The sequence below is a fragment of the Streptomyces puniciscabiei genome (assembly GCF_006715785.1).
GTDB lineage: Bacteria > Actinomycetota > Actinomycetes > Streptomycetales > Streptomycetaceae > Streptomyces > Streptomyces puniciscabiei.
This window is the reverse complement of sequence record NZ_VFNX01000001.1, coordinates 3,063,569-3,083,452: the sequence shown is the minus strand read 5'-3', so window position 1 is coordinate 3,083,452 and position 19,884 is coordinate 3,063,569. Positions and strand designations below refer to the sequence as shown.

19 protein-coding genes are annotated in these 19,884 nt (G+C 72.6%); 11 read left to right on the top strand and 8 right to left on the bottom strand.

The window, feature by feature from the left end:
* Positions 1–89 precede the first annotated feature (89 nt).
* The 3 genes from FB563_RS14060 (at position 90) to FB563_RS14050 (ending at position 3,230) form a co-directional block, all read left to right on the top strand.
* On the top strand, positions 90–1,541 hold the full coding sequence (locus tag FB563_RS14060; protein ID WP_411573239.1) for a DUF2252 domain-containing protein: 1,452 nt from the start codon (positions 90–92) through the stop codon (positions 1,539–1,541).
* 478 nt (positions 1,542–2,019) lie between these two features.
* Positions 2,020–2,832 (top strand): hypothetical protein, encoded by an 813-nt coding sequence (locus FB563_RS14055; protein ID WP_055710561.1) that lies wholly within the window; start codon positions 2,020–2,022, stop codon positions 2,830–2,832.
* 68 nt (positions 2,833–2,900) lie between these two features.
* Positions 2,901–3,230 carry a rhodanese-like domain-containing protein gene (locus FB563_RS14050; RefSeq protein ID WP_055710559.1) on the top strand — a complete coding sequence of 110 codons (330 nt, stop codon included), beginning with the start codon at positions 2,901–2,903 and terminating at the stop codon, positions 3,228–3,230.
* Between the two features lie 32 nt (positions 3,231–3,262).
* Here the strand turns inward: FB563_RS14050 and FB563_RS14045 are convergent, their stop codons facing one another.
* The 6 genes from FB563_RS14045 to paaA all read right to left on the bottom strand — a co-directional run bounded on the left by FB563_RS14045 (position 3,263) and on the right by paaA (position 8,260).
* The gene (locus tag FB563_RS14045; RefSeq protein ID WP_055710558.1) at positions 3,263–4,405 is read right to left on the bottom strand and encodes an acyl-CoA dehydrogenase family protein; all 1,143 of its coding nucleotides are present in this window, start codon (positions 4,403–4,405) and stop codon (positions 3,263–3,265) included.
* Between the two features lie 175 nt (positions 4,406–4,580).
* Positions 4,581–5,645 carry a 2Fe-2S iron-sulfur cluster-binding protein gene (locus tag FB563_RS14040; protein WP_055708052.1) on the bottom strand — a complete coding sequence of 355 codons (1,065 nt, stop codon included), beginning with the start codon at positions 5,643–5,645 and terminating at the stop codon, positions 4,581–4,583.
* Positions 5,645–6,196 carry a 1,2-phenylacetyl-CoA epoxidase subunit PaaD gene (paaD, locus tag FB563_RS14035; protein WP_055708051.1) on the bottom strand — a complete coding sequence of 184 codons (552 nt, stop codon included), beginning with the start codon at positions 6,194–6,196 and terminating at the stop codon, positions 5,645–5,647. The genes FB563_RS14040 and paaD overlap by 1 nt, the downstream gene beginning before the upstream one ends.
* Entirely contained in the window at positions 6,190–6,921 is a 732-nt protein-coding gene (gene paaC / locus FB563_RS14030; RefSeq protein WP_079048937.1) for a 1,2-phenylacetyl-CoA epoxidase subunit PaaC, read from the bottom strand. Before paaC ends, paaD begins: the two co-directional genes overlap by 7 nt.
* The gene (gene paaB, locus FB563_RS14025; RefSeq protein ID WP_055708050.1) at positions 6,918–7,205 is read right to left on the bottom strand and encodes a 1,2-phenylacetyl-CoA epoxidase subunit PaaB; all 288 of its coding nucleotides are present in this window, start codon (positions 7,203–7,205) and stop codon (positions 6,918–6,920) included. The genes paaC and paaB overlap by 4 nt, the downstream gene beginning before the upstream one ends.
* Entirely contained in the window at positions 7,202–8,260 is a 1,059-nt protein-coding gene (paaA, locus tag FB563_RS14020) for a 1,2-phenylacetyl-CoA epoxidase subunit PaaA (RefSeq protein ID WP_055708049.1), read from the bottom strand. Before paaA ends, paaB begins: the two co-directional genes overlap by 4 nt.
* A 354-nt stretch (positions 8,261–8,614) precedes the next feature.
* On the opposite strand from paaA, the gene FB563_RS14015 reads away from it, so the two are divergent.
* The 3 genes from FB563_RS14015 to FB563_RS14005 are packed head-to-tail and all read left to right on the top strand — an operon-like array spanning position 8,615 to position 11,525.
* Positions 8,615–9,514 (top strand): DUF5819 family protein, encoded by a 900-nt coding sequence (locus FB563_RS14015; protein WP_055708048.1) that lies wholly within the window; start codon positions 8,615–8,617, stop codon positions 9,512–9,514.
* Complete coding sequence (locus FB563_RS14010) at positions 9,511–10,773, top strand: HTTM domain-containing protein (protein WP_079048936.1); 1,263 nt, start codon at positions 9,511–9,513, stop codon at positions 10,771–10,773. The genes FB563_RS14015 and FB563_RS14010 overlap by 4 nt, the downstream gene beginning before the upstream one ends.
* On the top strand, positions 10,770–11,525 hold the full coding sequence (locus FB563_RS14005) for a TrmH family RNA methyltransferase (RefSeq protein WP_055708047.1): 756 nt from the start codon (positions 10,770–10,772) through the stop codon (positions 11,523–11,525). Before FB563_RS14010 ends, FB563_RS14005 begins: the two co-directional genes overlap by 4 nt.
* Here the strand turns inward: FB563_RS14005 and paaN are convergent.
* Positions 11,522–13,213, bottom strand: a complete 1,692-nt coding sequence (gene paaN / locus FB563_RS14000; protein ID WP_055708046.1) for a phenylacetic acid degradation protein PaaN — start codon at positions 13,211–13,213, stop codon at positions 11,522–11,524. The two genes, FB563_RS14005 and paaN, sit on opposite strands and share 4 nt — an antisense overlap.
* A gap of 159 nt (positions 13,214–13,372) precedes the next feature.
* Here paaN and FB563_RS13995 point away from each other — a divergent pair, with 159 nt between their 5' ends.
* Positions 13,373–14,890 carry a 3-hydroxyacyl-CoA dehydrogenase gene (locus FB563_RS13995; protein WP_055708045.1) on the top strand — a complete coding sequence of 506 codons (1,518 nt, stop codon included), beginning with the start codon at positions 13,373–13,375 and terminating at the stop codon, positions 14,888–14,890.
* The gene (locus FB563_RS13990; protein WP_055708044.1) at positions 14,887–15,477 is read left to right on the top strand and encodes a TetR/AcrR family transcriptional regulator; all 591 of its coding nucleotides are present in this window, start codon (positions 14,887–14,889) and stop codon (positions 15,475–15,477) included. Before FB563_RS13995 ends, FB563_RS13990 begins: the two co-directional genes overlap by 4 nt.
* A 75-nt stretch (positions 15,478–15,552) precedes the next feature.
* On the opposite strand, the gene FB563_RS13985 is transcribed toward FB563_RS13990, so the two are convergent.
* The gene (locus FB563_RS13985) at positions 15,553–16,071 is read right to left on the bottom strand and encodes an Lrp/AsnC family transcriptional regulator (protein WP_055708043.1); all 519 of its coding nucleotides are present in this window, start codon (positions 16,069–16,071) and stop codon (positions 15,553–15,555) included.
* Positions 16,072–16,261: 190 nt separating this feature from the next.
* Here FB563_RS13985 and pdhA point away from each other — a divergent pair, with 190 nt between their 5' ends.
* From pdhA to FB563_RS13970, 3 genes are read left to right on the top strand one after another with little or no spacing between them, the layout of a single operon-like run.
* Positions 16,262–17,416 carry a pyruvate dehydrogenase (acetyl-transferring) E1 component subunit alpha gene (gene pdhA, locus FB563_RS13980; protein WP_055708042.1) on the top strand — a complete coding sequence of 385 codons (1,155 nt, stop codon included), beginning with the start codon at positions 16,262–16,264 and terminating at the stop codon, positions 17,414–17,416.
* Positions 17,413–18,417, top strand: a complete 1,005-nt coding sequence (locus tag FB563_RS13975; RefSeq protein WP_055708041.1) for an alpha-ketoacid dehydrogenase subunit beta — start codon at positions 17,413–17,415, stop codon at positions 18,415–18,417. Before pdhA ends, FB563_RS13975 begins: the two co-directional genes overlap by 4 nt.
* Positions 18,417–19,883: a dihydrolipoamide acetyltransferase family protein gene (locus FB563_RS13970; protein ID WP_055708040.1), complete on the top strand. Its 1,467-nt coding sequence runs from the start codon at positions 18,417–18,419 to the stop codon at positions 19,881–19,883. Before FB563_RS13975 ends, FB563_RS13970 begins: the two co-directional genes overlap by 1 nt.
* The last annotated feature ends 1 nt before the right edge of the window (position 19,884 follow it).

Sequence of the window (19,884 nt, the reverse complement as noted above, 5' to 3'; positions counted from 1 at the left end):
ACGCGTTCGGCGCGTCGGCTGTACGGTCTGCACGAGTTGATGTTCGTGTCGATGTTCGCGCCGAAGGGTGCTCGGGGGAGGCGGTCGCGGTGACCGGAACCGGTCGGGAAGTACCGGCGGATGCGGCGGATCTGGCGGATGCGGCGGAGCTGAAGGCGCGCCGGGTGCCGTGGGTGCGCGGGTTCGCCCAGTGGCCGCGGCAGGGCTCGCCCAAGGAGGAGGGCAAGGCGCTGCGGACGAGCGTGCCGCGCGGCGCGCACCGCACGCTCGACCTGGACGCCTCCCGCCCCGACGCGGTGAGCGCGGTCATCGAGTCCAACGCCGGCCGTATGGAGGAGCTGACCCCCATACGCGTCGGACGGATGGCCGCGACCCCCTTCGCCTTCCTGCGCGGCTCGGCCGGACTCATGGCGTACGACCTGGCCCGCACCCCCATGACCAGGATCGGCACCCAGATATGCGGAGACGCGCACGCGGCCAACTTCGGCCTGTACGGCGACCACCGCGGCGGCCTCGTCATCGACCTCAACGACTTCGACGAGACCGTGCACGGCCCCTGGGAGTGGGACCTGAAGCGGCTCGCCGCCTCGCTGGTGCTCGCCGGGCGGGAGGCCGGCGCCGACGAGGACACCTGCCGCGCGGCCGCACAGGACGCGGTCGGCGCCTACCGCCGCACCATGCGCCTGCTCGCCAAGCTGCCGGTGCTGGACGCGTGGAACGCCATCGCGGACGAGGAACTGGTCTCCCACACCGACGCCCACGATCTGCTCGGCACCCTGCAACGGGTCTCGGAGAAGGCCCGCGCCAACACCAGCGGCCGGTTCGCGGCGAAGTCGACCGAGGCGGCGCCGGACGGCGGACGCCGCTTCGTGGACGCCTCACCGGTCCTGCGCCGCATCCCGGACGCCGAGGCCGCGGCGGTCGCCGCGTCCCTGGAGGCGTACGTCGGCACCCTCAGCGAGGACCGGCACCCCCTGCTCGCCCGGCACGCCGTGCACGACGTGGCCTTCCGGGTGGTCGGCACCGGCAGCGTCGGCACCCGGTCCTACGTCGTGCTGCTCCTGGACCACCGTGAGCAGCCGCTGGTTCTCCAGGTGAAGGAGGCCCGCCCCTCCGCACTCGTCCCGCACCTGGTCACGGCCGGCTTCGAGGCGCCGCCGGTGGAACACGAGGGCCGCCGGGTCGTCCTCGGCCAGAAGCGCATGCAGGTGGTCAGCGACATCCTCCTCGGCTGGACCACCGTCGACGGCCGTCCCTTCCAGGTCCGCCAGTTCCGCAACCGCAAGGGCAGCGTCGACCCCGCCGCGCTCGCCGCCGACCAGATCGACGACTACGGCCGCATGACCGGCGCCCTGCTGGCCCGCGCCCACTCTCACAGCGCCGACCCGCGCCTGATCGCCGGCTACTGCGGCAAGAACGAGGAACTGGACGAGGCGATAGCCACCTTCGCCGTCACCTACGCCGACCGCACCGAGGCCGACCACGCCGAACTGGTCACGGGGATCCGGGCGGGCCGGATCGCGGCCGAGTGGGGGGTGTGAGGCCCGGCCCGTCGGCGGGGACTCTCGCGGGATGACCGGCGGGATGACCGGGGCGGGGCGTACGAGGTGGCCTGCGGGCCGTGGCCGGCGCCCGCGCGACCCCGTCGGCCGGGGCCTCGCGGTCATCACCCGTCGTCCACCAGCCTGGGTCCGGAGCCCGGCGCGGCCGACCGAGGTACACCGTTCCGGAAGGCGGCTGATCAGGCATCGGCGCCATGCCAGGGATCCGGTCGCTCAGCCCGCCCACACCAGGCAGGGGACCGGTAGTCCTACGGCGGGACCGGCTGCACGGCGGGACCGGCTGCGCGGTGGGACCGGCTGCGCGGTGGGACCGGCTGCGCGGTGGGACCGGCTGCGCGGTGGGACCGGCTGCGCGGTGGGACCGGCTGCGCGGTGGGATCAGCTGCGCAGTGCGACCGGCCCTGCGGCAGGACACCGCATCCCGGTGCGGGCCGAGCACAGCGGCTACGCTGGGCGGGTGACGACCCCGGAAGCCGAACAGTCCCAGGCGCCGCGGCCCGAGGAACGGCTCGAGCAGGCCGTACGGGCCGCCGAGCAGGCCTTGATCGAGTACGAGATCGCCGTGGAGACGTTCCGCGTCGAGGTCGAGAACTTCTCCCGGCTGCACGAACAGCGGCTCGGCCCGCTCTACGCCCGCATCGAGGTGCTGGACGCCGAGATCGCCGAGGCCAGGGCCGCCCGCACCGGTGACCCGGAGGACATCCGCCGCGCCGAGGAGGCCCGCGCCCGGGTCCTGCCGATCCCCGGCGTGGAAGAGCTGCTGCACGGCTGGATGGACGGCCACGGCCTGTTCCCGGAAGCCGCCGCCATGCTGACCGACCAGGCCGTACGGCCCCCCGAGCGGGTGCGGCCCAGCGAGGAGGCCCGCAAGCTCTACCGCGAGCTGGCCCGCAAGGCACACCCCGACCTGGTACAGGAGGAAGAGGAGCGGCAGCGGCGTGAGGAATTCCTCACCCGCGTCAACGCCGCCTACGCCCGTGGCGACGAGACGCTGCTGAAGGAGCTGGCCGAGGAATGGGCGGCCGGACCGGTGCCGCCCGAGCGGCGCCCGAGCCCCGCCGAGGAGCTGTACGCCCGCCTCGAATGGCTCGCCCAGCGCAAGGAACTGCTCACCCTCGTCGCCCGTGAACTTGAGGAGGGCGCGATCGCCGGCATGCTCCGCCTCGCCCCGGACGACCCCGACGGGCTGCTCGAGGAGATCGCCGCCCAGCTGCGCTCGGACATCGCCCAGCGGGAGGCGGAGCTGGCGGCCCTGCTGGGGCAGGGCTAGCCGCGGCCCGTTCCGGCAGGCCGCGGGGACCTTCGGGTAGCGTCGGGGGCATGAGTTTCGGAGCTGGTGTGCCCACGGTCGAGGTCACGGACCTCAAGGACGACGACTTCCTGCTGGACGTCCGCGAGGACGACGAGTGGCAGGCGGGCCACGCCGAGGGAGCGCTGCACATTCCCATCAGCGAGTTCGTGGCCCGCTACGGCGAGCTGACCGAGGCCGCACCGCAGGACGGCCGTGTCCACGTCATCTGCCGCTCCGGCGGCCGCTCGGCACAGGTCACCATGTACCTGGTCCAGCAGGGCATCGACGCGGTCAACGTCGACGGCGGCATGCAGGCCTGGCAGGCCGCGGGCCGCCCGGTGATCACCGACGACGGCCGGACCGGCTTCGTCCTGTAACCCGCTCCCCCGCTGCTCCGGGGTTCGCGCGGTCAGCCCAGCGGATGGGCGGCCAGCAGATCCCCGAGCCTCTCCTCGTGTGCCGCCGCCGGGCCGAGCGCCAGCTCCAGGTGCTTGGCCCAGGCGTGATAGCGGTGCAGCGGGTAATCGGTGTCGGCGCCGAACCCCCCATGCAGATGCTGTGCCGTCTGCACCACCCGGCGCACCCCCTCCGCCGCCCAGATCTTCGCCACCGCGACATCCCCGGAGGCGGGCAGCGCCCCCGGCGCCCCTGAGGCGATACGCCAGGCGGCCTGCCAGAGCGTGGCCTCCATGGCGCGCAGATCGATGTACCGGTCGGCGGCCTGCACGGCGACCGCCTGGAAGGTCGCGATCGGATACCCGAACTGCTCCCGTTTTCCCGCGTAGTCCGCGGTCATCGCCAGTACCCGCTCGCCCAGCCCGAGCGCCAGCGCGCAGATGCCGGTGGCGAGCAGCGCGTGCAGCCACTCCCAGGCACCGGCGGCCTCGATGACGTCGCCCGCGGCGATCCGCACGGACGTGAGCCGCAGCTCGGCCAGCCGCTCTCCGCTGGTGGACACCTGCTCGGCCAGCGCCACCCCGTCCTGCTCGCGCGGCACCAGCGCGAGCACGGTCCGCTCGGCACCCGTGCCCTCGAGGTGCGCCGGCACGACGACGAGGTCCGCGTCGTACGCCCACGGCACCGCCGTCTGCACCCCGTCCAGTACCCAGACCGGACCGTCCCGCCGTGCGCCGACGGCCAGTTCGGCCGGGTCGTGCCCGGTACGGCCGTTCGCCGCTACGGTCAGCACCAGCTCACCCCGTCCGGCCCGCGCAAGGATCCGGTCCGCCAACTCCGCACCGCCATAGGCCTGTACGGCCGCCGCCGCCGCGCTGTGCTCCAGCAGCGGCATCCGGGCGAGCACCTTGGCCGACTCCCGCAGCACCAGGCACAGCGCGATCGCGTCGAGACCGGAACCGCCGTGCGCCTCCTCGAGCAGCAGGCTCAGCAGATCCGCGTCGGCCAGCCGGGACCACAGCTCCCGGTCGAAGCCCTCGGCCACGGCACCGGTGGTGAGCGCCGGGCTCGGCACCGCGTCCGGTACCACGCCGGCGAACACCCCGCGCGCCGCCTCGGCCGCCGCCCGCTGCTCCTCGGTGAAGGTGAAGTCCACGGCCTGTCCCTCCGACGGGGTCGGTGATCTGACGGAGCGTCAAGATAGAACACGTTCTAGGAGAAGGGAATGGCGTGGAGTCCTGGCGTTCCGGGGGGCCCTCCCCCTCCCCCCTCCCTCCCCCTCCCACCCCCCTTCGCCGAGTCGGCTCCCGCCGAGTCGGCACACGTCGACCTCAGCGGTCGAAGTCCAGTTCCACCTGCTCCGTCAGCGGATGCGACTGGCAGGCCAGCACATAGCCGGCTTCCGTCTCCTCCGTCTCCAGGGCGAAGTTGCGGTCCATGCGGACCTCGCCGGAGACCAGGAAGGCACGGCACGTCCCGCACACGCCCCCCTTGCAGGCGTAGGGCGCATCGGGGCGGTTGCGCAGGACCGTCTCCAGCAGCGTCTCGCCGTCCCGCACCGGCCACGTGCCGCCGCGTCCGTCGAGGCGGGCGGTGACCGTGCTGTGCGCGGGCGCCTGGACGGCGGCGGCCTCGGACGAGCCCGCGTCCACATGGAAGATCTCCTGGTGGATGCGGGAGCGGTCCACGCCCAGCTCGCGCAGCGCCTGCTCCGCGCCCCGCACCAGCCCGTACGGTCCGCACAGGAACCAGCCCGCGACCTCGCCGACCGGCAGCAGCGCGGGCAGCAGCCCGGTGAGCCGCTCGCGGTCGAGCCGGCCGGACGGCAGACCCGCCTGCTGTTCCTCGCGGGAGAGCACGGTCACCAGCTGAAGCCGCTCGGGACAGCGGTCCTTCAGATCGGCGACCTCCTCCAGGAACATCGTCGAGGCCGCCGTGCGGTCGCTGCGTATCAGGCAGAACCGGGCCGCCGGCTCGCGGGCCAGCAGGGTGGAGACGATGGACAGCACCGGGGTGATGCCGCTGCCGCCGACGACCGCCGCGTACAGCCCCGGTGCCGGGTCCAGGGTGAAGCGGCCGGCCGGGGTCATCACCTCCAGCACGTCGCCGACGTTGATCTCCTTCAGCGCGTAGGCGGAGAAGGCTCCGCCCTCCACCAGCCGCACGCCCACCCGCAGGGTGTCGGGGCCCGCGCCGGCCGGGTCGGGCGCGGGGGAGCAGATCGAGTAGGTGCGCCGTATCTCGGCGCCGTCGACCTGCCGGCGCAGCGCCAGGTGCTGGCCGGGAGCGTGCCGGTATTCCTCGCGCAGCTCGGGCGGGACGGTGAAGGTGAGGGCGACGGAGTCGTCGGTGATCCGGTCGACCTCGGCCACTGGGAGCGGGTGGAAGCGCGCCATCACAACTCCTTGAAGTGGTCGAACGGTTCACGGCAGGCGAGGCAGCGGCGCAGTGCCTTGCACGCGGTGGAGGAGAACCTGCTGAGCAGCTCGGTGTCGGCGGAGCCGCAGTGCGGGCAGCGGACGGGCTCGGTGAGTGCATCCTCGGTGCGGCTCGCGGCCCCGGGGGTGGTCCGCGTCGGGCCGAGAGCCAGCGGCACGGGGCCGGAGGCGGCGCGCACGCGTGGGGGAGCGATGCCGAACTCCCGTAGTTTGCGTCGGCCTTCGGTGCTGATGTCGTCGGTCGTCCAGGCGGGGTCGAGCACGGTGCGGACCGTGACCTCGCGCATGCCGTGGGCGCGCAGTACCCGTTCGATGTCCACGCTCATCGCCTCGATGGCGGGGCAGCCGGTGTAGGTGGGGGTCAGGTCGACCTCCACCGTGCCGGGGCCCAGCAGGTGCACGGCGCGCACAACGCCCAGCTCCTGGAGGGTGAGCACCGGCAGTTCGGGGTCGGGCACCGAGCCGGCCAGCTCCAGCAGCTCCGTCTCCAGGGCGGTGGCGGTCACCATGTCGCCCCCGGGTGGCTGCGGTGCAGATGCTGCATCTCGGCGAGCATCCGCCCGAAGGGTTCGGTGTGCAGGCCCTGTCGGCCGGCGCCGGCCGACCAGGTGCCGGTGCGGGGTCCCTCGGGGAGGCGGAGCGTGGCCCGGCCGAGGACGTCGTGGACGGACTCGAGCCAGCGTGTCTCCAGGCCCGGCCAGTCGGCGTCCAGCCCCTCCACGGGCTGGAACAGCTCGCCGGTGTACCGCCACAGCGCATCGCAGGCGTGCCGCATCCGCTCGTGGCTGGTCTGCGTGCCGTCGCCGAGCCTCAGGGTCCACTGCTCGGCGTGGTCGCGGTGGTAGGCGACCTCCTTCACCGCCTTCGCGGCGAGCGGGGCGAACGGGCCGTCCCCGGCAGCCAGTTCGGCATAGAGCAGGTGCTGGTAGGTGGAGAAGTACAGCTGGCGGGCGATGGTGTGGGCGAAGTCGCCGTTCGGCTGCTCGACCAGCTGGAGGTTGCGGAAGGAGCGCTCCTCGCGGAGGTAGGCCAGTTCGTCCTCGTCGCCGGCCATGGACAGCAGTACGCGGGCCTGGCCGAGCAGGTCGAGGGCGATGTTGGCGAGGGCGACCTCCTCCTCGAGGACGGGGGCGTGTCCGGCCCACTCGCCCAGCCGGTGGGAGAGCACCAGGGCGTCGTCGCCGAGGGCGAGGGCGGCGGTCACCGGGACGGTGGCGGGGCCGGTGGCGGTCACAGGTGCTTCACCCCTTCCGGGATCTCGTAGAAGGTCGGGTGCCGGTAGGGCTTGTCGGCGGCCGGTTCGAAGAACGGGTCCTTCTCGTCCGGTGAGGACGCGGTGATCGCGGAGGCGGGGACGACCCAGATCGACACGCCCTCGCCGCGGCGGGTGTACAGATCGCGGGCGTTGCGCAGGGCCAGCTCGGCGTCGGGGGCGTGCAGGCTGCCGGCGTGGGTGTGGGAGAGGCCGCGCCGGGAGCGCACGAAGACCTCCCACAGGGGCCAGTCGGTGGTGCTCATGCTCGCTCCGCTTCTGTCTCGTGGCCTGTCTCGTGTGCTGTCTCACCGGTGTCGGTGGTGCCGCCGGTGCCGTGGGTGTGCTTGGCCGCGTAGGCGGCGGCCGCTTCCCGCACCCACGCTCCCTCGTCGTGGGCGCGCCTGCGCTGGGCGATCCGCTGTTCGTTGCACGGGCCGTTGCCCTTGAGGACCTCCCAGAACTCCGTCCAGTCGATCGGGCCGAAGTCGTAGTGCCCGCGTTCCTCGTTCCACCGCAGGTCGGCGTCGGGGAGGGTGAGGCCGAGGGACTCGGCCTGGGGGACGCAGATGTCGACGAAGCGCTGGCGCAGCTCGTCGTTGGAGTGGCGCTTGATCTTCCACTCCATGGACTGTGCGGAGTGCTGGGACTCGTCATCGGGCGGGCCGAACATCATCAGTGAGGGCCACCACCAGCGGTCGACGGCGTCCTGTGCCATCGCGTGCTGTTCCGGTGTGCCCTTGCTGAGGGCGAGCAGCAGCTCGTAGCCCTGGCGCTGGTGGAAGGACTCCTCTTTGCAGATCCGCACCATCGCGCGGGCGTAGGGGCCGTAGGAGCAGCGGCAGAGCGGGACCTGGTTGGTGATCGCGGCGCCGTCCACGAGCCAGCCGATCGCGCCGACGTCGGCCCAGGTCAGGGTCGGGTAGTTGAAGATCGAGGAGTACTTCTGGCGGCCGCTGTGGAGCTTGTCGAGCAGTTCGTCACGGCTGGTGCCGAGGGTCTCGGCCGCGCTGTACAGGTACAGGCCGTGGCCGGCTTCGTCCTGGACCTTGGCCATGAGGATGGCCTTGCGGCGCAGGGAGGGCGCGCGGGTGATCCAGTTGGCCTCCGGCTGCATGCCGATGATCTCGGAGTGCGCGTGCTGGGCGATCTGCCGGACCAGGGTGGCGCGGTAGGCGTCGGGCATCCAGTCGCGCGGTTCGATGCGTTCGTCGGCGGCCACGGCCGCGTCGAAGGCGTGCTGGAAGGCCGCCGTGTCGGCGGTGTCCGGTGCGCCGTCCGCCTCGGTGCGGGCCGTGCGCTGCGCGGCTGCTGTGGCCATGCGGTCCCCCTGACCTCGGGCTCTGCGGTGGAACTGTCCCGACCGATCGTTCGGTCCGTGCGTCATCAATGGTGTGCCGGGCCGCCGTGGGGTGTCAACCGCTGTGGAAAACTCCTGCGGGCGGCCTGTGGACAACGTGCGGAGGGCGGATGGGGCGGGGTGCCCGGCCGTACCGTGGCGAGGACCACGGCCGTGGCTCGTACCCGGGGCTGCGCCCGGCGGCCGGGGCTGAGTACCGTTCCGTGCTGACGCCGAGGAGTGGCGTAGTGAACGGTGGGGCGCTCGTGGCGGGCACCGCATCACTGAGCTGGACCACTGAACGAACGACTGAGCCGAGACGGGGGACGGGACGGAATGGACGCGTACGACGAGGACCCGGGGGCCCGACCCGACCCCGGCGGGTCGGCCCGAGCGCGTCCGGAGGACTCCCCGACCGACGTGGACTCCCCGGCCAACATAGCTTCCCGGGCCGACAGGGAGTCTTCGGCCGGTGGCGGCTTCCGGGCCGGGGCCGCGGAGTCTTCGGCCGGCACGGACTCCCGTGCGGGGGCGGCTGCCGCCGGCGGTGCGGGGCGCGCAGCCTCCGGAGCCGACGCCCCCGTGCCCCGTACCGGTGTGGCCGCCCTCTCCCCCCGCTACCAGGTCGCCGCGGCGCTGGCGCTCGCGGTCGTCGGTGTCGCCGCCTGTGTGCATCTGCTGATGGTGTTCCTCAGCCTCGCCCCCGCGAACACGGTGACCAAGCAGCACGGCAAGGCCGTCGAGGACTGGGTCTTCCCGGAGTTCGAGCAGAACTGGAAGCTGTTCGCGCCCAACCCGCTGCAGCAGAACATCGCCGTCCAGGTCCGCGCCGTGGTGCGGGCGAAGGACGGTGGACTGCGCACCACCGGGTGGACCGACCTCTCCGCCCAGGACGGTGCCGCGATCGACGGCAACCTGGTGCCGAGCCACGCCCAGCAGAACGAGCTGCGCCGCTCCTGGGACTTCTTCACCGCCACGCACAGCGCCGACAACCGCCCGGTGGGCATGCGCGGCTCCCTCTCCGAGCAGTACCTGCGCCGGATCGTGGTCATGCGCCTGTACCGGACCTATCCGGCCGACCGCGACGGCGTCATACAGCGCGTGCAGATCCGGTCCAGCACCACCAATGTGCAGCCGCCCGGGTGGAGCCGTGAGCGCGTGTCCGACCAGCCCGTCTACCGCGTGCTGCCCTGGTGGACCGTGACGGCGGACGAGGCAGCGGGAGGTGTGCGGTGAACAGGCTCTCCCTGACTCTCTCGCGCGGTATCGCCAAGGTCACCGAGTCGGCTCTCGGGCCGTACCAGAGCGCCGTGATCCGCATCGGGTTCGCCGGGACCTGGCTGCTGTTCCTGCTGCGCGAGTTCCCGCACCGCCAGGAGCTGTACGGCCCGGCCGGCCCCTGGGCCTGGAACCTCGCCAAGGAGCTGACCGCCGACAACCACGCCTTCACCGCTCTGCTGTGGTCCGACGGGCAACTGTGGTTCGAGTGCTTCTATCTGCTGGCGATCCTGGCCGGCGCGGCGCTGCTGCTCGGCTGGCGCACCCGGACGGCGTCCGTTCTGTTCATGGTGGGGGTGCTGTCGCTGCAGAACCGCAGCGTCTTCGTGGGCGACGGCGGCGACAACGTCCTGCACCTGATGTCCTTCTACCTCGTCTTCACACGCTGTGGCCAGGTGTGGTCCCTGGACGCGCGCCGGGCTGCGCGCGCGCAGGCCGCACGCGCGCGTGGCGAGCGGGTCCTGGCCGACCGGGTGGGCCCGGTCCTGTGGGTGGTGTCCGGTCTGGCGCTGCTCATGGCGGCGTTCACCGGCCGGTTCGACAACGGCTGGCTGATCCCCGCGCTGCTGTGGACGGCCTGGGTGACGCTCGGCCTGTGGTGGGCCGCCGGCCGCTGGACGAAGTCGCAGCAGCCGCGGATCCTGCTGGACGTCGTCGCCAACGTCCTGCACAACGGCGCCCTGTTCGTGATCATGGCGGAGGCCTGCCTGATCTACGCGACGGCCGGCTGGTACAAGATCCAGGGCTCGCGCTGGCAGGACGGCACCGCCGTCTACTACCCACTCCACCTGGACTACTTCTCCCCCTGGCCCGGGCTCGCCGACCTGATGTCCTCCAGCGGGACGATCATGATGGCCGTCGCCTACGGTACGGTCATGGTGCAGGTCGCCTTCCCGTTCACCCTGGTCAACCGGCGGGTCAAGAACGTCCTGCTGGTGCTGATGATGACCGAGCACGCGGTCATCGCGGTCGTGCTCGGCCTGCCGTTCTTCTCGCTGGCGATGATCACCGCGGACGCGGTCTTCCTGCCGACGCCGTTCCTGCGCCGGCTGGGTGCGCTGGTCGCACGCGCGCGTGGGCGGCTCGTCCGGCATGAGGCCGCCCGTACGGTGCCCGCGCCCCGTTCGCCCGAGGAGAGCTCCGAGGACAGCGCGCGGGACCGATCCGGGTCCCCCCGCGCGAGCGCAGCCGAGCGCGGAGGAGGCTTCACCGCATGACCGATGCGCTGACCCGCTGGCGCGAACACGCCGATGGCGCCGTGCTGCTCGACGGCTTCCACGCCCTCAAGCACGCGCTGCGCTTCGACGCCGAGGTCCCGGTGGCCGTCACCACCGACCGGGATGCCGCGCTCGCCCTCGCCGGAGAACTGGCCGGGGACGTACGGGACGCGCTGGACACGCTGCTCACCGAGGTGTCCGCGGAGACGTACGCCTCGCTGGTCCCGCGGCCCCACCCGACCGGCGTGGCCGCGCTCGCCGTACGGCCGTCCCGCGAGGCCAACCTGCGCAGGCTCGCCCACACGCCCCGCACCGCGCCCGTCGTGGTCCTGGACAACCCGCGCAACCTCGGCAACGCCGGTGCCGTGATCCGGCTGGCCGCCGGTTTCGGGGCGACCGGGGTGGTCACCACGGGCACCCTCGACCCCTGGCATCCCACCGTGGTGCGCGGCGGCGCCGGACTGCACTTCGCGACGGCCGTGGAGCGGCTCGGCGTAGAGGAGCTGCCGGCGGGGCCGCTGTTCGCGCTGGACCCCGAGGGCGACGACATCCGGGGCGTGAAGCTCCCGGACGACGCCGTCCTCGCCTTCGGCTCCGAGCGCAGCGGTCTGTCTGCGCAGCTACGCGCGCGTGCCGACCATCTGCTGTCCCTGCCGATGCGCCCCCAGGTCTCCAGCTACAACCTCGCCACCAGCGTGGCGATGACGCTGTACCACTGGAGCGCCACCGGGGGCGGACCCGGCACTTCCTAGACCTCCCGGCGCACCTCGACCACCCGGAACCGGTTCGCGACGAACGCCCCGTCGCACAGCGCGGCGTTCGCCGCCGGGTTGCCGCCCGAGCCGTGGAAGTCGGAGAACGCGGCGGTCTGGTTCACATACACCCCGCCGGTCAGGTTGAGCGACAGCTGGGCGGCCTCCTCCAGGCACACCTCCTCGATCGACCGCTCCACCTCGCTGTCGGTGGTGTAGGCACCGACCGTCATCGCGCCCTTCTCGCGGACCGTGCGGCGCAGCAACTCCACCGCGTCGTTCACCGAGTCGACCGCCACGGCGAAGGAGACGGGGCCGAAGCACTCGCTCATGTAGGCGGCCTCGTCGTCCGGCTTGGCGCCGTCCAGCTTGACGATGACCGGGGTGCGCACGACCGCGCCCGGGAACTCCGGGTTGCTGATCTCCCGGGAGGCGAGGGCCACTTCGCCGAGGCCGGCGGCGGCCTCCAGGCGGGCCTTGACGTCCGGGTTGACGATCGCGCCCAGCAGCGCGTTCGCGCGGGCGTCGTCGCCGAGCAGGCCGTCGACCGCGCGGGCGAGGTCGGCGGTGACCTCGTCGAAGGTCTTGGGGCCCTCGTCGGTGCGGATGCCGTCCCGGGGGATGAGCAGGTTCTGCGGGGTGGTGCACATCTGGCCGCTGTACAGCGACAGCGAGAACGCCAGGTTGGACAGCATGCCCTTGTAGCTGTCGGTGGAGTGCACGATCACCGTGTTGACGCCGGCCTTCTCGGTGTAGACCTGCGCCTGGCGGGCGTTGGCCTCCAGCCAGTCACCGAAGGACGTCGACCCGGTGTAGTCGATGATCCGGACCTCGGGGCGGGTGGCGAGGGTCTTGGCGATGCCCTCGCCGGGGCGCTCGGCGGCCAGCGCCACCAGGTTCGGGTCGAAGCCCGTCTCGGCGAGCACCTGGCGCGCGATCTGCACGGTGAGCGCGAGCGGCAGTACCGCGCGCGGGTGGGGCTTGACCAGGACCGCGTTGCCCGTGGCGAGGGAGGCGAACAGGCCCGGATAGCCGTTCCACGTCGGGAAGGTGTTGCAGCCGATGAGCAGGGCGAGGCCGCGCGGGACCGGCGTGAACTGCTTGGTGAGGGCCAGCGGGTCACGCTTGCCCTGCGGCTTGGTCCACTCGGCCGTCCCGGGCGTGCGGACCTGCTCCGCGTACGCGTACGCCACCGCCTCCAGGCCGCGGTCCTGCGCGTGCGGGCCGCCGGCCTGGAACGCCATCATGAAGGCCTGGCCGCTGGTGTGCATGACGGCGTGCGCGAACTCGTGCGTGCGGTCGCTGATCCGCTTGAGGATCTCCACACAGACCAGTGCCCGGGTCTCCGCGCCCGCGTCCCGCCAGGCCCGCTGCCCGGCCCTCATCGCGGGGATCAGCACGTCCACGTCCGCGTGCGGGTAACTGATGCCCAGCTCGATGCCGTAGGGAGAGACCTCGCCGCCCACCCAGTCGTCGGTGCCGGGCTGGCCGAGGTCGAGGCGGGTGTTCAGCAGGGCGTCGAAGGCGGCCTTGCCCGCCGCCGCGTCCAGGCTGCCGTTCTCGCCGTAGGCCTTCGGGTGCTCGGGGTGCGGTGACCAGTACGCGCGCGTGCGGATCGCTTCCAGCGCCTGGTCGAGCGTGGGCCGGTGCTTGGCGATCAGCTCGTGAGCGGTCAGTTCGGCGGCCATGCGGGACCAACTCCTCGTTTCAGGGCTCTTCGTCGAGTCCATGACCTGGGCAGAAACATGGGCAGGAACGGGCAGTCAGAGCTAGAGTAACCGAACGATCGGTCGGGACAAGGGGGCCTGCCGCATCTGTGGAAAACGCCGTGCGGGAGGATCGCGCACATGACAGCACTCGACCTCAGCAGCCCTGTGGCCGTCGTCGGCACCGGCACCATGGGCCAGGGCATCGCCCAGGTCGCACTGGTCGCCGGCCATCCCGTGCGGCTGTACGACGCCGTCGCCGGGCGGGCCAGGGACGCGGCGGCGACGATCGGCGCCCGCCTCGACCGGCTCGTGGAGAAGGGCAGGCTCGCCGCCGCCGACCGGGACGCGGCCCGCGCCCGTCTCAAGCCCGCGGAGCAGCTCTCGGAGCTGGCTGACTGCACGCTGGTCGTCGAGGCCGTCCTGGAACGGCTGGACGTCAAACAGCAGCTCTTCCGCGAGCTGGAGGACATCGTCGCCGAGGACTGCCTGCTCGCCACCAACACGTCCTCGCTGTCGGTGACGGCCATCGGCGGTGCCCTGCGCCGGCCCGGCCGCTTCGTGGGCCTGCACTTCTTCAACCCGGCACCGCTCATGCCGCTGGTCGAGGTCGTCTCCGGGTTCGCCACCGACGTCACGTCGGCCACGCGCGCGTACGAGACCGCCCGCGTCTGGGGCAAGACCCCGGTGGCCTGCGCCGACACCCCGGGTTTCATCGTCAACCGGATCGCCCGGCCGTTCTACGCCGAGGCCTTCGCGGTCTACGAGGCCCAGGCCGCCGACCCGGCCACCATCGACGCGGTCCTGCGCGAGTGCGGCGGCTTCAGGATGGGCGCCTTCGAGCTGACCGACCTGATCGGACAGGACGTCAACGAGTCCGTCACCCACTCGGTGTGGCAGTCCTTCTTCCAGGACGTGCGCTTCACGCCCTCCCTCGCCCAGCGCCGGCTGGTGGAGTCCGGCCGCCTGGGCCGCAAGACCGGCCACGGCTGGTACGACCACGCCGAGGGCGCCGAGGGCCCCGAGCCGCACACCGCCGACAAGGAACAGCCGCCCGCCCACGTCGTCGCCGAGGGCGGCCTCGGCCCCGCGGCCGAGCTGCTCACCCTGATCCGCGAGGCGGGCATCCAGGTCCGCGAGGAGGACGAGGACAACGGCACCCGCCTGGTGCTGCCCAGCGGCGGCCAGCTGGTGCTCGCCGACGGCCAGACGTCCATCGAGTTCCGCGACGTCATCTACTTCGACCTCGCCCTCGACTACCGCACCGCCACCCGCATCGCCCTGTCCACCTCCCAGGACACCTCGCCGCAGACCCTCGCCGAGGCCATCGGCCTCTTCCAGGCCCTCGGCAAGGACGTCAGCGTCATCGGCGACGTCCCCGGCATGATCGTCGCGCGCACGGTCGCGAGGATCATCGACCTCGCGCACGACGCCGTCGCCAAGGGCGTCGCCACCGAGGAGGACATCGACACGGCGATGCGCCTCGGGGTGAACTACCCCCTCGGCCCCTTCGAGTGGGACCGCAGGCTCGGCCGCGAGTTCGCCTTCGACGTCCTGGACGAGATGCACGAGCGCGATCCCTCCGGACGCTACGCGCCCTCCCTCGCGCTCTACCGCCACGCGTACGCCATCGAGGACAAGCGGGAGGGCACGTCATGACCACGGCCAAACGCGACACCTACACGCCCGAGACGCTGCTCTCCGTGGCCGTCCAGGTGTTCAACGAGCGCGGCTACGACGGCACCTCCATGGAGCACCTGTCCAAGGCGGCAGGCATCTCCAAGTCGTCGATCTACCACCACGTCAGCGGCAAGGAGGAGCTGCTGCGCCGGGCCGTCAGCCGCGCCCTGGACGGCCTGTTCGCCATCCTGGACGAGGAGCACGCACGCGTGGGGCGGCCCGTCGACCGGCTGGAGCACGTCGTACGGCGCATGGTCGAGGTGCTCATAGGCGAGCTGCCGTACGTGACGCTGCTGCTGCGGGTGCGCGGCAACACCGCCACCGAGCGGTGGGCACTGGAACGGCGGCGCGACTTCGACCACCGGGTCGCGGAACTGCTGAAGGCCGCGGCGGCCGACGGGGACGTACGCGGCGACGTCGAGGTCCGGCTGGCCACCCGGCTGGTCTTCGGAATGATCAACTCGATCGTGGAGTGGTACCGGCCGGACCCGAGGGGCGCAGGCGAACGCGAGGTCGCCGACGCGGTGGTCCAGCTGGTCTTCGCGGGACTGCGCAGGGCCGCCTAGCTCACGCCTCCCGCACACCCGTTTCCCTACGCCTCCTGCACACCCCCATCCTCACCCCCCCGCACACCCCGTTCCTCACGCCTCCGGCTCCAGGTCCTCCTCCTCGAACACCAGCAGCGTGCGGGTGCTGAGCACCTCGGGGATCGCCTGGAGCCGGGTGAGCACCAGCTCGCGCAGCGCCCGGTTGTCGGGGGTGTGCACCAGCAGCAGAACATCGAAGTCGCCGCCCACCAGCGCGATGTGGGAGGCGCCGGGCAGCTGCCTGAGCTGTTCGCGGACCGTCCGCCAGGTGTTCTGGACGATCTTCAGCGTGACGTACGCCGATGTGCCGTGCCCCGCCCGCTCGTGGTCCACGCGCGCGCTGAAGCCCCGGATCACCCCGTCCTCGACCAGGCGGTTGATGCGCGCATAGGCGTTGGCGCGCGAGACGTGGACGCGTTCGGCGACGGACCGTATCGAGGCACGGCCGTCCGCCTGGAGAATCTTCAGGATGTCCTGATCGATGGCGTCGAGCGGACGAGGCGGCGGCAGCGGGGCGCCGTCCGGCGGGCGCGAGGCTGGGAGCGCGGTGCCGTCCTGCGGCCCGTCGGCCATTTGTTCAGCTGCCATTGCCCCCCGCTCCCTCGCCGTGGACGTCCTGCGTTCATTCCAGGCTGTGGAGAACCGTTTGTCCACAGCCTGAAGGGGCCTGTAGCCAAAATGTGCCGACGACCGAACAATCGGTTGGTGAGGCGCCTCACAGCCGACGCGCCTCCCGTAGCCGCTCCCACGAGGAGGTGCCGTCATGACGGTCATGGAGCAGCGGGGCGCGTACCGGCCATCGCCGCCGCCCGCCTGGCAACCCCGTATGGACCCCGCGCCGCTGCTGCCCGACGCCGAGCCCTACCGCGTCCTTGGCACCGAGGCGGCCGCCAAGACCGACCCGGACGTGCTGCGCCGGCTCTACGCCCAGCTGGTGCGCGGCCGCCGCTACAACACGCAGGCCACCGCGCTCACCAAGCAGGGGCGCCTCGCCGTCTACCCCTCCAGCACCGGCCAGGAGGCCTGCGAGGTCGCCGCCGCCCTCGCCCTCGAAGAGCGCGACTGGCTCTTCCCCAGCTACCGCGACACCCTCGCCGTGGTCGCCAGGGGCGTGGACCCCGTGGAGGCCCTCACCCTGCTGCGCGGCGACTGGCACAGCGGCTACGACCCCTACGCCCACCGCGTGGCCCCCCTGAGCACCCCGCTGGCCACCCAGCTGCCGCACGCCGTCGGCCTCGCGCACGCCGCCCGCCTCAAGGGCGACGACGTGGTCGCGCTCGCCATGGTCGGCGACGGCGGCACCAGCGAGGGCGACTTCCACGAGGCGCTGAACTTCGCCGCCGTCTGGCAGGCACCGGTCGTCTTCCTCGTGCAGAACAACGGCTTCGCCATCTCCGTCCCGCTCGCCAAGCAGACCGCCGCGCCCTCCCTGGCCCACAAGGCCGTCGGATACGGCATGCCGGGCCGCCTGGTCGACGGCAACGACGCGGCGGCCGTCCACGAGGTCCTCAGCGACGCCGTACGGCACGCGCGCGCCGGCGGCGGCCCGACCCTGGTCGAAGCCGTGACGTACCGCATCGACGCCCACACCAACGCCGACGACGCCACCCGCTACCGAGGTGACGCCGAGGTCGAGGCCTGGCGCGCACACGACCCGATCCAGCTGCTGGAGCACGAGCTGACCGAGCGCGGGCTGCTCGACGAGGCCGGCATCGAGGCCGCACGGAAGGAAGCCGAGGCGATGGCCGCCTCCTTGCGCGAGCGCATGAACCGCGACCCCGAACTGGACCCCATGGCCCTCTTCGACCACGTCTACGCCGAGACGACCGCCCAGCTGCGCGAACAGCGTGCCCTGCTGCGGGCCGAGCTGGAAGCCGAGCAGGAGCACCACGGCGAGCAGGAAGGCGGCGTGCGATGACCACCGTGGCCGTCAAGCCCGCCACCATGGCGCAGGCCCTCACGCGCGCGATGCGCGACGCCATGGCCGCCGACCCGACCGTGCACGTCATGGGCGAGGACGTCGGCACCCTCGGCGGTGTCTTCCGGGTCACCGACGGCCTCGCCAAGGAGTTCGGCGAGGACCGCTGCACCGACACCCCGCTCGCCGAGGCCGGCATCCTCGGCGCCGCCGTCGGCATGGCCATGTACGGCCTGCGCCCGGTGGTGGAGATGCAGTTCGACGCGTTCGCCTACCCGGCGTTCGAGCAGCTCATCAGCCATGTCTGCCGGATGCGCAACCGCACGCGCGGGAAGATGCCCCTGCCGATCACCGTCCGTGTCCCCTACGGAGGCGGCATCGGCGGCGTCGAGCACCACAGCGACTCCTCCGAGGCCTACTACATGGCCACCCCGGGACTGCACGTGGTCACGCCCGCGACCGTCGCCGACGCCTACGGCCTGCTGCGCCGGGCCATCGCCTCCGACGACCCGGTCGTCTTCCTGGAGCCCAAGAGGCTGTACTGGTCGAAGGACTCCTGGAACCCCGAGCAGCCCACGGACGTGGAACCCATCGGCCGCGCGGTCGTGCGCCGGCCGGGCCGCAGCGCCACGCTGATCACCTACGGCCCTTCCCTGCCGGTCTGCCTGGAGGCCGCCGAGGCCGCCGAGGCCGAGGGCTGGGACCTGGAAGTGATCGACCTGCGCTCGCTGGTGCCGTTCGACGACGAGACGGTGTGCGCGGCCGTACGGCGCACCGGACGCGCGGTCGTCGTCCACGAGTCCACCGGGTTCGGCGGCCCGGGCGGAGAGATCGCGGCCCGGATCACCGAGCGCTGCTTCCACCACCTGGAGGCGCCGGTGCTGCGCGTGGCCGGCTTCGACATCCCCTACCCGCCGCCCATGCTGGAGCGGCACCACCTGCCCGGCGTCGACCGCATCCTCGACGCCGTGGCCCGGCTGCAGTGGGAGGCCGAGGGCTGATGGCACAGGTGCTGGAGTTCAAGCTCCCCGACCTCGGTGAGGGACTCACCGAGGCGGAGATCGTCCGCTGGCTGGTCCAGGTCGGTGACGTCGTCGCCGTCGACCAGCCGGTCGTCGAGGTCGAGACGGCCAAGGCGATGGTCGAGGTGCCCTGCCCCTACGGCGGTGTGGTCACCGCCCGCTTCGGCGAGGAGGGCACCGAACTGCCGGTCGGAGCGCCGCTGTTGACGGTGGCGGTGGGACCGCAGGCCCCGGCGGCCGACAGCGCGGGGTCGGGCAACGTCCTGGTCGGATACGGCACCTCGGAAGCCCCGGCGCGGCGCCGGAGGGTGCGGCCGGCTCCGGCGGTGACGGGTGCCGTGAACGGCTCCACCGGCGCGGACAGCGCACGGACCCCGAGCACGCCCTCCGGCACGGGCCCGGACGGCCGCCGGCGTCCGGCTGCGGCCTCCGGGGCGGCACGACCGGACGGAACGGCCGCCCCGGGCGGCACGGCGCCCACCGGGACGGCCCACGCGTGCGTGGACGCGCTCCACGCCGAGGGACCGGTGCCGGTGATCTCCCCCCTGGTCCGCCGGCTGGCCCGCGAGGGCGGGGTGGACCTGCGGCTGCTGGCGGGCTCGGGCCCGGACGGGCTGATCCTGCGCGCGGACGTCGAGGACGCCCTGCGGGCCAAGGCGGCCGTGGGCAGCCGTACGGCCGAGGCGGCCACCACGGCGGCACACGCCACCGCCACCGCCCCTTCGGCTCCCGCCGTCGCTTCCGCCACGCGCGCCGAGAGCACTCGCATCCCCCTCAAGGGCGTGCGCGGCGCGGTGGCCGACAAGCTCTCCCGCAGCCGCCGGGAGATCCCGGACGCCACCTGCTGGGTCGACGCCGACGCGACCGAGCTCATGCGTGCGCGTGCCGCGATGAACGCGGCCGGCGGACCGAAGATCTCCCTGCTCGCGCTGCTCGCCCGCATCTGCACGGCCGCCCTCGCCCGGTTCCCCGAGCTGAACTCCTACGTCGACGCCGAGGCCCGTGAGGTCGTCCGGCTCGACCAGGTCCACCTCGGGTTCGCCGCGCAGACCGAACGCGGGCTCGTCGTGCCGGTCGTCCGGGACGCCCACGGGCGCGACGCCGAGTCCCTGACCGCCGAGTTCGCCCGGCTCACCGAGGCCGCCCGCAGCGGGACGCTCACGCCCGGGGAACTCACCGGCGGGACCTTCACGTTGAACAACTACGGTGTCTTCGGTGTCGACGGCTCCACGCCGATCATCAACCACCCCGAGGCGGCCATGCTCGGCGTCGGCCGGATCGTCCCCAAACCGTGGGTGCACGAAGGCGAGCTGGCCGTGCGTCAGGTCGTCCAGCTCTCGCTCACCTTCGACCACCGGGTGTGCGACGGCGGCACGGCGGGCGGCTTCCTGCGGTACGTGGCGGACTGCGTGGAACAGCCGGCGGTGCTCCTGCGCACCCTGTGAC